Source organism: Mangrovibacterium sp., from assembly GCF_041596335.1.
In the GTDB taxonomy this organism is placed as follows: Bacteria; Bacteroidota; Bacteroidia; order Bacteroidales; family Prolixibacteraceae; genus Mangrovibacterium.
The window spans coordinates 24,940-36,629 of record NZ_JBFHIT010000047.1 but is presented as its reverse complement, the minus strand read 5'-3'; the positions used below and the strand labels follow the sequence as shown (position 1 = coordinate 36,629).

General features: G+C 44.8%; 6 protein-coding genes. 3 read left to right on the top strand and 3 right to left on the bottom strand.

What is annotated here, in order from left to right; all coding sequences use genetic code 11:
- Both ABZD21_RS14990 and ABZD21_RS14985 read left to right on the top strand, forming a co-directional pair.
- On the top strand, window positions 1–1,309 hold a 1,309-nt coding region (locus tag ABZD21_RS14990; RefSeq protein ID WP_372775880.1), incomplete at its 5' end, for an alpha-amylase family glycosyl hydrolase.
- A gap of 88 nt (window positions 1,310–1,397) precedes the next feature.
- A complete protein-coding gene (locus ABZD21_RS14985; RefSeq protein ID WP_372775879.1) occupies window positions 1,398–3,275 on the top strand; it encodes an alpha-amylase family glycosyl hydrolase in 1,878 nt (625 codons plus the stop codon).
- Window positions 3,276–3,508: 233 nt separating this feature from the next.
- Here ABZD21_RS14985 and ABZD21_RS14980 read toward each other — a convergent pair whose 3' ends face one another.
- From ABZD21_RS14980 to ABZD21_RS14970, 3 genes are all read right to left on the bottom strand, one after another.
- A complete protein-coding gene (locus ABZD21_RS14980) occupies window positions 3,509–5,488 on the bottom strand; it encodes a M1 family metallopeptidase (protein ID WP_372775878.1) in 1,980 nt (659 codons plus the stop codon).
- 186 nt (window positions 5,489–5,674) lie between these two features.
- Window positions 5,675–6,298, bottom strand: coding sequence for a histidine phosphatase family protein (locus tag ABZD21_RS14975; RefSeq protein WP_372775877.1), 624 nt, complete (start codon window positions 6,296–6,298; stop codon window positions 5,675–5,677).
- Between the two features lie 220 nt (window positions 6,299–6,518).
- Window positions 6,519–7,874 carry a DEAD/DEAH box helicase gene (locus ABZD21_RS14970; RefSeq protein WP_372775876.1) on the bottom strand — a complete coding sequence of 452 codons (1,356 nt, stop codon included), beginning with the start codon at window positions 7,872–7,874 and terminating at the stop codon, window positions 6,519–6,521.
- A gap of 383 nt (window positions 7,875–8,257) precedes the next feature.
- Between ABZD21_RS14970 and ABZD21_RS14965 the strand changes: the two genes are divergently transcribed.
- Window positions 8,258–11,518, top strand: a complete 3,261-nt coding sequence (locus tag ABZD21_RS14965) for a PDZ domain-containing protein (protein ID WP_372775875.1) — start codon at window positions 8,258–8,260, stop codon at window positions 11,516–11,518.
- Window positions 11,519–11,690 lie beyond the last annotated feature (172 nt).

Sequence of the window (11,690 nt, the reverse complement as noted above, 5' to 3'; positions counted from 1 at the left end):
TTTTACAGCAGTATGGCTGAATCCGGTGCTGGAAAACAATATGACCAGAACCTCCTATCATGGTTATTCAACAACCGATTTTTATAAGGTTGATCCGCGTTACGGCAGCAACGACGAATACCTGGAATTATCGAAAGACCTCAAAAAAAGGGGCATGAAATTGATCATGGATATGATTTTCAATCATTGCGGGTCGGAACACTGGTGGATGGATGATCTGCCAATGCATGACTGGATTAATAGCTACCCGAATTGGAAAGTGACCAGCCACCGCAGAACCGTTAATCAGGATCCGCATGCTTCGGAAGTCGACAAAAAAGCGATGGCCGATGGCTGGTTTGTTGAAACTATGCCTGATTTAAACCAACGTAATTCGTTTATGGCGACCTACCTCATTCAAAATAGTATTTGGTGGATCGAGTATGTTGGACTGGACGGAATCCGTCAGGACACCTGGCCGTACCCGGACAAACAAATGATGGCCGAATGGACCAAACGTGTGTTGGAAGAATATCCTCATTTTAACATTGTTGGTGAGGAATGGAGCTTAAATCCGGCGATTGTTTCGTACTGGCAAAAAGGAAAAGTAAACAGCGATGGCTACGAATGTTATTTGCCCAGCTTAATGGATTTTCCGTTGCAGAATGCTGCTGCCCGTGCTTTGAATCACGATAAGTCATTCGATCAGGGAATGGTTGAACTATACGAGGCTTTGTCAAACGATTTTCAATATCCCGATGCCGACAACCTGGTCATCTTTCCGGACAATCATGATATGTCGCGTTTTTATACGCAGGTTGGAGAAGATGTCAACAAGTTGAAATTGGGGGTAGCTTATTTTCTGACTACGCGCGGAATTCCGCAAATATATTATGGAACTGAGGTGCTGATGTCCAACACCGGCACCGAAGATCATGGGATTATCCGAACTGATTATCCGGGTGGCTGGCCAAACGATGCGGTAAACGCATTTAGCGGCGAAGGCCTGTCGGATGCTCAAAAGGATATGCAAAACTATCTTCGTACCATTCAAAACTGGCGCAAAAACAAATCGGTGATCCACAACGGGCGAATGATTCATTTTGTTCCTGACAATGAGGTTTATGTGTATTTCCGCATGAATGACGACGAGACCGTGATGGTCATTCTGAACAAAAATAGCGAAGATCAAGTGATCGCAACAGATCGTTTTAGCGAGGTGATGCATGGCTGTACAAAAGGGAAAGAGGTTATTAGTTCGAAGCAGTTAACAAATCTTTCTTCGATCTCAATTCCGGCAGAATCGGCTATGATTATTGAACTCGAATAGATTGAATAGCAGCACTACAGAATTTTAAATTCCACACCACGAATCAGGCCATTCAATGGACTGGTTCGTGGTTGAATTCACTGATGAAATGATGAAAAAATTAATGATTCCGATGATGCTCCTGCTCGCTGTTTCGTGTCAGTCTAAAAAAACTGAAACAACAGCAGAGATGGCCTCAGAACAACACGGGAAGGCAGTCGTTTATCAGGTTTTTACCCGGCTGTTTGGAAATCAGAATTCAACCAATAAACCTTGGGGAACAATCGACGAAAATGGGGTCGGGAAGTTTAATGATTTTACTGATCGGGCATTGGACTCGATCCGAGCCATGGGGGTTACCCACATTTGGTATACCGGTGTGCCTCATCATGCGGTAATAGCAGATTACACCGCCTACGGTATTGGTACTGATGACCCGGATGTTGTGAAAGGTCGCGCCGGATCGCCCTATGCCGTGAAAGATTACTACAATGTAAATCCGGATTTAGCCGTTGACCCCGCCAAACGCATGGAGGAATTTGAAGCGCTGATTGACCGAACGCACCGACATGCGATGAAGGTCATCATCGACATTGTACCCAACCATGTTGCCCGCAACTATCATTCTGTATCGAGGCCTGCCGGCGTAGCCGATTTTGGTGAAAATGACGATACAACAGTTGAGTACAAGCGCGATAATAATTTCTACTACATTCCCGGACAAGCTTTTAAGGTTCCGGTATCTCAAAATGGCTATCAGCCATTGGGAGGTGAAAAACACCCGCTGGCCGACGGCGAATTTGATGAAAACCCGGCTAAATGGACCGGCAACGGCTCGCGAAAGGCACAGCCTGATTTCAACGATTGGTACGAAACTGTAAAGATCAATTATGGCGTTCGGCCCGATGGAACTCACGATTTTGATTCTCTGCCCGAAGGATTTGAAAAGGCCGATTATTACGAACACTTCAATTTCTGGAACGATAAAAACGTTCCCGATTCGTGGAAAAAGTTTCGGGATATCGCATTGTTCTGGATTGATAAAGGCGTTGATGGATTCCGCTACGACATGGCCGAGATGGTGCCTGTGGAATTTTGGAGTTACATGAATTCGGCTATTAAAATGAAAAATCCGGATGCGTTTTTACTGGCTGAAGTGTACAATCCGCAACTGTATCGCGACTATATTCAGCTGGGTAAAATGGACTACCTGTATGATAAAGTTGAGCTTTATGATACCCTGAAGCATATTATGCAAGGTCACGGAAGTACTGATAATCTGCCGGCAATTCAGGATGGCTTAGCTGATATTGAACACCATCTGTTGCATTTTCTGGAGAACCACGATGAACAACGAATTGCTAGTGATGACTTTGCGGGTGACGCCCGAAAAGGAATGCCGGCGATGGTTGTTTCAACCTGCATCAGTACTTCGCCAACGATGCTTTATTTTGGGCAAAACGTAGGCGAGCCGGGCGATGGAAATGCCGGATTTGGAACTGAAAGCCGGACTACGATCTTCGATTATTGGGGAGTTCCGGCTCATCAGCGCTGGATGAACAACGGTGCTTTTGACGGAGGTCAGTCAACAGCAGGAGAGAAAGAATTGCACCGCTTTTATCGCACATTGCTTCACTTTTCCGCTTCGTCGACGGCCTTAATGGGCAACTATCTCGAGATTCATTCCTTCAACCGTAAACATTCCAATGGTTATTCTGATCGCTTGTTTTCTTTTGTTCGTTGGAAAGATGCCGACCGGTTGATTGTTGTTAGCAATTTTGACGCGGAACAGTCGTATCGTTTCCAATTGCAACTCGATCCCGAAATTATGACAGAATGGACATTGAACCCCGGAACCTACAAGCTGACAGATCGGCTGGGTAACGGAGAAAATTACGAGCTAAGGGTGGATGAAACTGCCGCCCGGATCGAATTGGAAATGGCTCCTTTGCAATCATTTATCTTTCAGGTCGATTCGTTGAAATAAAACATGTCGGAAAACATGAAATATAATCTGTAAATAGGCAAACAAAACCCACTGGTTTAGGTAGAAGAATGTGAGAATAAGAGTTTAATGTTTCACCAATATCATTGGGTTTAGTTAGTTGATAGATCAGATTAAAAAAGGTTGCAAGGAATTGCAGCCTTTTTTGTGTTATCCCTGAGCGATAAAGTCTTTATCAGTGCCGGAATTTCGTTTTCAGGCTGACAGGTCGGCGATTATTTTTGGCTAATTGAATGATCGGTAGCCCGCCAATGGTTGTTGTTATCGTCGATATCGGGTAATTCCAGCTCCGGATCAACATCCACCGAAACAATCCGGCTTGTCGACGCAAATTTGTAGATATACTGTCCGCCTCGTTGCCAAATTTCAACCGGTAGCTTCACTACAGTCTCCGTTCCATTTTCTTCTTTAATCTTTAGTTTTATGGGCATTACCATCTGTTGCAGGTTTGCCAGCTTAATTTCTGCTCCCTTGGTTGGTTCATTTTCAACATACGAAACATTGGTTACAGCTTGGTCGAGTGTCCAGGTTTGGCAATACCAGGCATTCCAGTACCAATTCAAATCTTCACCGGTGGCATTGTTCATTAAGCGGAAAAAGTCGTTTGGTGCCGGATGTTTAAAAGCCCACTGGCGAATAAACTCGCGGAAAGCATAATCGAACCGCTCGGCTCCAAGTATATATTCCCGAGCCATCACTAAACCGTGTGCCGACTTATAATAGCTTAAGGTGTGCGAGTATTTGGGGTGAAGGACGTCAGCCAGATTTGTCAGACTTTCAGCGTCGGGGCGCGTGAGATACGGAACAAGGTCTCTCGATGGATTTATGCCTTCGGGATCGTACTCTCCATCGCGTTTGGGGGCAAATTCACCTTTGTTGAAATCGTCCTGTGCATAAATGTCGATGAAGGTGTTGAGTCCTTCATCGATAAAGGCATAGCGGCGTTCGTTGGAGCCAACAATCATTGGAAACCAGTTGTGCCCAATTTCGTGAGCCGATACAAAGTAAGTCACTTTAGGGGTATTGAATTTCCAACTGCAAAAGCACAAACCCGGATATTCCATTCCGCCAACCGGGCCTGCAACATTAATGGCAACCGGGTAGGGGTAGGCAAACCAGCGTTCCGAAAAATGTTCGATGGAATGTTTTATGTATTCAGTCGATCGGCTCCAGGCCGAATCTCCAACACTTTCAGTTGGATAAACCGACATGGCCAGCGCTGTTTTTCCGTCGGGGAGGTTTATTTTGGCAGCATCCCAAACAAAGGCTTTTGACGCGGCCCACGCGATGTCGCGACTGTTTTGCATGGCAAATTTCCAGGTCAGCATTCCTTTGCTTTTCGGACGAGAGTGAATGCTGCCCACTTCTTCGGGTGAAATAATGAAGCTCGTTTCATCGCTTCCTGACGCTTTTTTCAAACGGATTTGTTGCTCTTTCGTAAGTACCTCAGCTGTGTTTGTCATCGCTCCCGAACCAACCACAACCAGGCTTGCAGGTACGGTAATTTCATATTCGAAGTCGCCGTACTCGCAGTAATATTCGCCAGCCCCCTGATAGGGCAAGGTATTCCATCCGCGAATATCGTCGTAAACACATACCCTGGGGTACCATTGGGCTACTTCATAAATGGTTCCGTTTTTCGTATTGGTTAAACTCGTGCGGAACTGGGTATCACTAATTTTAAAAGAATAGTCAAATTCAATGGCAATTGTTTTTCCGTTAGCACCCACCGGCCGATCCAGACGAATTTGCATCCGGGTATCATGTATCAAATATTCGGCATCGGTTACTTCCTTGTCTGTTTTAACCTTAACTGCTTTAAAATGAAAGCCACCTGCATCGGTTTTTACACCTTGGCTAAAACTACCAATTGAGCCTTCCCGAAACAGATTCTGACCTAGTTCGAACCATAAAAACGGCAGGTCATCGGGACTATTGTTCGTATAGCTTAAAGTCACTGTCGCTGTAATCGTGTTGCTTACCGTGTCCAGTTCAGCTTTAATTTGGTAGTCGGCTTTGTTTTGCCAGTAGTTGGCTGCCGGAATACCGCTGGCACTTCGGTAGGGCGATTCCGGAGGGCTTAACAAGTTCGGACTAAAAGCTTTGTGTTGGTCGAATTCGATGCTTTCCTGTGCGTTCGTGTTTGTAACCGGAAAAAGCAGCAAAAATGCAATTAAGTAATTTAGCAGTCTCATGAGCAGTGGGTTTATCGGGTGAAAAAGCTTTGGTTCGTTTTTAGCTTGCCGAATAAGTGTCGGAAAGACCGATATGATTACAAAAAAAGGAATGAATTTCGGTTGGAAATTATTCCTTCTTTGAACAGTATTGTAATTGGCTTGATTTGAAATCAATCCATTAAAATGTCCGTAGCAAGTTGTTCGTTACAATTGCCAGTCGTTTTTGTTTGTCGACTTGTTTTCTGCCTGGGCAAGTTCCAAATGTTCAGCCAGATTGCGGGCGACAACCTTAACCGACCCGTCGTCATTCAATTCGAAGCGGCTGATGCTCGTGTTTTTTGGTGCATCCCAATGGTAATACGAATCGTGGTCGAAACCGTGAAGAACGGTCCAGAATGCGCGAATCAGCCCGCCATGACTCATGGCAAAAACTTTTTGTCCTTCATGTTTGTCCTTAATCAGTTTCAGGAAAGCCTCTGCTCGTGCAATCAAATCGTCGCTGGTTTCGGCGCCTTCTGGCAGATCCATATCTTTCCAGTTTTTCGGAAATGGTTTTCCCTGCCAGGCTGCCAAATAGCGTTCGCGCAGTAACGGTTCAGCAATGATTTCTTTTTCGAGATGAAATTTAGTGACCTCTGCAGTGGTTTTCATTGTACGCAGCAAGTCGCTGGAATACACCACATCAAAAGTTTCCGATTTCAAATATTCGCCAAGCATTTCAGCCTGCATAATGCCTTCTTCGTTGAGGGTTCCGGGGGTTTGTCCCTGGCAAATGCCTTGCGCGTTTTCTACCGTTTCGCCATGTCTAATCAGCCAAAAATCTATCATCGTGTATCGTTCTTTTTTTATCGTTGCATCTGTAATTCCGTCTGGAAACAGCGCAAAGTTGTAAAATGCTTCCCTTAAATTAGAATGATCCGAATCCTGAAAGGGCGTTCTTTTCAAACATTTAATATGCAAACCTCCACATTTGAAAATCAATACCGATCGTAGTGAAAATCGTGGTTGTGAATTGGTGCGAATTTCGCCGCGAAGAAAAGCAACGGTGTCACTTCCTTTTCTTTTTCATATTTTGAATCTTGTCGCCACGCCTGATTGGTTTTTTGAATCGCTCCTTCATTAACGTCTGGTAACTTTTCCGTTCAACTTTTTCCTTGCTGTTCTTCGGCGACTTCTCATGAAAAGAAGCCCCCGCTTCAATAGCTGGTTTTTTATGGTACGATTCATCCGGATCGGCAGGTTTGTCTTTTTCCTCTGGCGTGAGTTTGGCAGATACCTCTACTGCTTCAGGCAACTCATTGAATGGAATGCTGTAATTCATCAAACTTTCAATTGCTTCTTTTAAAGCTGTTTCCTTTTCATTATAAAAAAGAATGGCTTTTCCACATTGTTCGGCTCGGCCGGTTCGCCCTATCCGGTGGATATAATTTTCGGGGTAGAAAGGTGTATCAAAACTGATTACAGTGGTGATTTTTTCGATATCAATTCCACGGGCAATCACATCAGTCGCGATCAGAATTCTACACGTGCCGTTCTCGAACATCTCGATGGCGTTTGAACGGTGGTTTTGTTCTTTACTGGAGTGAATGACAGCAGTTTCCGATTCAAAGTTTAATGTTTCAAGTAGTCTGTCGGCATTCACTTTGGTGGCGACAAAAATTAAGACTTTACGATATTCGTCTCGATCTTCCAATAAATAGTTCAATAGGTTTGCCTTGGAGTAAAAATTAGGCACTGCATAACATTCCTGACTAATATTTTCCAAGGGTGTACCGCTAACCGAGATGGTTTTCTTAACCGGGTTAACCAGAAAATCGCCTATCAATTCATCCACATAGGTTGTCATGGTGGCAGAAAAGAGGATGTTTTGCCGTTTCGAAGGAAGGTGTTCGAAGATGTTTTTCAATTGGGTTTTATAGCCAAAATCAAGCATGATATCGACTTCGTCGATCACCAGTTTTTTGATTGATTTTAGTCGCAATACGTTGCTAAGGGCAAGGTCGTATAAACGTCTCGGAGTACCGACAATGATATCTAAGCCTTCGGCGATGGCCTTTTTTTGCGCGTTTATGTTGTTTGATCCGCCATAAACACCTAGCACTCTCAAACTAACGTAGGTGGTTAGTTTCTCGATTTGTTCTACGATTTGAATGACCAGTTCTCTGGTAGGAGCCAGAATTAATACCCTGGGCTGTGGCTGATCTGAAAACTTCAGATCCTGCAAGATCGGAAGCAAATAAGCGATCGTTTTTCCGGTTCCGGTTTGCGCAATTCCCACAAAATCGGCACCACCAACAATCGGAGAATAGGACTCTTGCTGAATGGGAGTTGGCTTTGTAAACCCTAAATCGGCAATGGCATTTTGCAGTTGTTTTTTTAACTTAAAATCTTCGAATGTATTCATGCGGCAAAGTAATTGAGAAAATTTTTCAGTTGAACGCTTTTTGTAAAAAAAAAAGAAATTGAATTTGTCTGCCAATGAATACCTCCTTTGATTTAGAAATAGCAGCAACGGTTTCAAGCGGCGCAAGTTATCTGTTAAGGCGTTTCGCTTAATCGGAAGAATTGATTGGCGAATGAATCTAGCCTTTTTGTCTGCCCCGAAGCACAATCGCAAGTCTGCGCTGGCGGGTTTGCTTTCATGCCACGAAGCTGAATGTGGGAAGGCAGTACTTTTCAACTGTTTCATCTTTTATTTCAGTATTTAACTGTAATTTTTGTTTGCCATTTGTTACTAACGGAATAACACCTTCAACTCGAAATTTTTCACGTTAAAAATAAATTCCTATGATCAGAAAATGTTTTTTCTTCGTCCTAAGCTTTTGGGCATTGGCAGGAGTTTCGCGAGCAGCAGATGATGACGCGCGCTTGCTCCGCTTCCCGGCGATAATGGGGGACCAAATCGTATTTTCGTATGCCGGCGATTTGTATACAGTACCGGCTGATGGCGGAACAGCCAGAAGACTGACTGCTGATATTGGCTACGAAATGTTCGCTAAATTTTCGCATGATGGCACGAACATCGCGTTTACCGGGCAATACGACGGAAACACCGAAGTATTTACCATTCCGGCTGATGGTGGTTCGCCAAAACGGTTGACACACACGGCAACCTTAGGTCGCGACTTGGTTTCGGATCGGATGGGACCAAACAATATTGTTATGGCCTGGTCGCCCGATGGAAAGGAAATTGTTTACCGTTCGCGAAAGCAAAGTTTTAACTCGTTCAAAGGCCAGCTATTTAAGGTGTCGGCCGATGGAGGTTTGTCTGAAGAATTGCCCTTGGCTGAGGGTGGATTTTGCAGCTTCTCGCCCGATGGAAAACAGCTGGCGTTTAATCGGGTGTTCCGCGAGTTCCGCACCTGGAAATATTATAAAGGCGGAATGGCCGACGATGTTTGGATTTTCGACTTCAACACCAAAGAAGTGAAAAACATTACGAATAACGTAGCTCAGGATATTTTTCCGATGTGGGCCGGCGACGAAATTTTCTTTTGCTCGGATCGCGATCGTACCATGAATTTGTTTGTGTATAACACCAAAACCGGAACCACCGAAAAGGTGACCAATTTTACCGACTATGATGTGAAATTTCCATCGATTGGCGGCGACCAAATTGTGTTTGAAAATGGCGGTTACATCTATAAAATGAATGTAAAGGACAGGAATCCGATTAAAGTTCCGATTCGGATTAACAACGATTTTGTGTATGCACGAGACGAATGGAAAGATGCCTCGAAACTGATTTTCGATGTGGATGCTTCGCCCAACGCCGAACGTTTGCTGTTTAGTGCACGGGGCGATGTCTTCAGTGTTCCGGCAGAAAAAGGCTTGACAGAAAACCTGACTCAAACCAGTGGTGTGCACGAGCGGGAAGCATGTTGGTCGCCCGACGGGAGATACATTGCCTACCTGTCGGACGCAAACGGCGAATTTGAGATTTATATGAAAGAAGCCAAAATTGGCGAAAAAGCGGTTCAGCTGACAGATGGTTCTGATACGTATAAATTCAGCATCAGATGGTCGCCCGATAGCAAAAAGATATTATGGTCGGATCGAAAGCTCCGTTTGAAATATGTGGATGTGGAAACCAAGACAGTGACCACAGTTGCCGAATCGGAGTACGGACTGATCTATTCATATAGTTGGGCGCCCGACTCCAAATGGATTGTCTTTAGCAACCCCACCGACAACGACTTCAACACGGTGGCGGTTTACAATGTAGCCACTAAAGAAGTGAAGGAAATTACCGACAACTGGTACGACACGAATTCACCACGTTTTTCGGCTGACGGAAAATATGTTGTGTTTGTCTCCGAACGCGATTTCAACCCAACGTATAGCAGCACAGAGTGGAATCACTCGTACTCGGATATGGAACGCGTTTACCTGGCTATTTTGGCCAATGATACGCCATCGCCTTTTGCCATCGAAAACGATACTGTGAAGCTGGTGGAGGAAGAAAAACCGGCAGCAGACAAGAAAGCCTCTTCGAAGGAGGAGAAAAAAGCCACTGACGAAAAGTCGGTGAGAATTGATTTTGATGGGATTACCGATCGAATTATTTCGTTGCCAATTAAAGCATCGAACTATTTCAATGTCAATGTTGCGGATGGCAAGGTTTATTACTCTGAGTACAACGATGGGGTAACAACCAAAATGTACGACCTAAAGGAAAAGAAAGAGACTGAGCTGGGGAAATTTAGCTATGGTTTAACGGCGAATAATAAAAAAATGATTGTTCGCGAAAAGGGCAAGTACGCGGTGGTTGATCTGCCTTCGGGGCCGGTGAAAACTGAAAAAACAGTGAATACCTCGGATATGCAGGTTTGGGTTGACTACCAAGCCGAGTGGAAACAGATATACGATGAAAGCTGGCGGCAGATGCGCGACTTCTTTTATGTTGACAATATGCATGGTGTTGATTGGAACGCGATGCACGACAAGTATGCTGTGCTGGTTCCCTATGTACGCCACCGCGATGATCTAACGTATCTGATTGGCGAATTAATAGGGGAGTTGAGCGTTGGCCATGCCTATGTGCTTAGCGGTGAACGGCCCGAACCAAAACGAATTAAAACCGGTTTGCTTGGTGCTAAAATCAGTCGGGATCAGTCGGGATATTTTAAAATTGATGATTTATTGGAAGGTGCTAACTGGGACGAAAAATTGCGTTCGCCACTAACCGAAGTTGGTGTTGATGCAAAGGTTGGTGACTATATTGTTGCGGTTAACGGAATCAGTACGCAAACAACCAACGATTTGTTCTCAATGTTGGTGGGGCTGGCAGGCAAAGAGGTTGAGTTGAGTCTGAACAGTAAAGCCAGTGCCGACGGTGCCCGGAACGTTCTGGTAAAACCAATTGCCGACGAAGCTGATTTGTACTATTACAATTGGATTCAAACCAATATTGAAAAAGTGAGCAAGGCGACCAATGGCGAAGTGGGTTACATTCATATTCCCGACATGGGCCCTGATGGCTTGAATATGTTTGCGCGCCTGTTTTATCCGCAGTTGAACAAGAAAGCTCTGATTATTGACGACCGGGGAAATGGTGGCGGCAATGTTTCGCCAATGATTTTGGAACGATTGCAACGCGAAGTTCAGCGGGCTAATACTCGCCGCAACTACAAGCATCCAACACCGGTTCCCACTAAAATGATTTTGGGGCCTAAAGTGCTGCTTATCGACCGTTATTCGGCTTCCGACGGCGATTTGTTCCCCTACGGTTTTAAGCATTACCAATTGGGAACTGTAATCGGAACCCGCAGCTGGGGTGGAGTCGTGGGAATTAGTGGCTCGTTGCCATTTGTTGATGGTGCCGATTTGCGTAAACCTGAGTTCGCCTCGTTCTCGTCGGAGGAAAGTAAGTGGATTATTGAAGGGCATGGGGTCGATCCGGATATTGTTCTGGATAATGATCCGTACCAGGAATACATGGGCAATGATGCCCAATTGGAAAAAGCGATTGAACTGATTAAGGAGAAGGTGAAAACGGAATACAAACCGTTGCCGGCGATTCCGCAAGCACCGGATAAATCCAAATAGAAGTCTACATCTCTCGAATAAAACAGAAGAGGCTGCTCAGTTTAGAGTGGCCTCTTTCTTGTTATGGCGTTGTCTGCGGAACTGATGACTTGGGTATTCCTAAATCCTGTTGCAAGCGATTAAACAAGAAACCACCCGGAATATCATCGTTTGTTCCATTTACCAGCCGTTT

Excerpts from the sequence above, each read along its gene's own strand:
- ABZD21_RS14985 (WP_372775879.1), top strand. The coding sequence starts at position 1,398 with ATGATGAAAAAATTAATGATTCCGATGATGCTCCTGCTCGCTGTTTCG.
- ABZD21_RS14980 (WP_372775878.1), bottom strand. The coding sequence starts at position 5,488 with ATGAGACTGCTAAATTACTTAATTGCATTTTTGCTGCTTTTTCCGGTT.
- ABZD21_RS14975 (WP_372775877.1), bottom strand. The coding sequence starts at position 6,298 with ATGATAGATTTTTGGCTGATTAGACATGGCGAAACGGTAGAAAACGCG.
- ABZD21_RS14970 (WP_372775876.1), bottom strand. The coding sequence starts at position 7,874 with ATGAATACATTCGAAGATTTTAAGTTAAAAAAACAACTGCAAAATGCC.
- ABZD21_RS14965 (WP_372775875.1), top strand. The coding sequence starts at position 8,258 with ATGATCAGAAAATGTTTTTTCTTCGTCCTAAGCTTTTGGGCATTGGCA.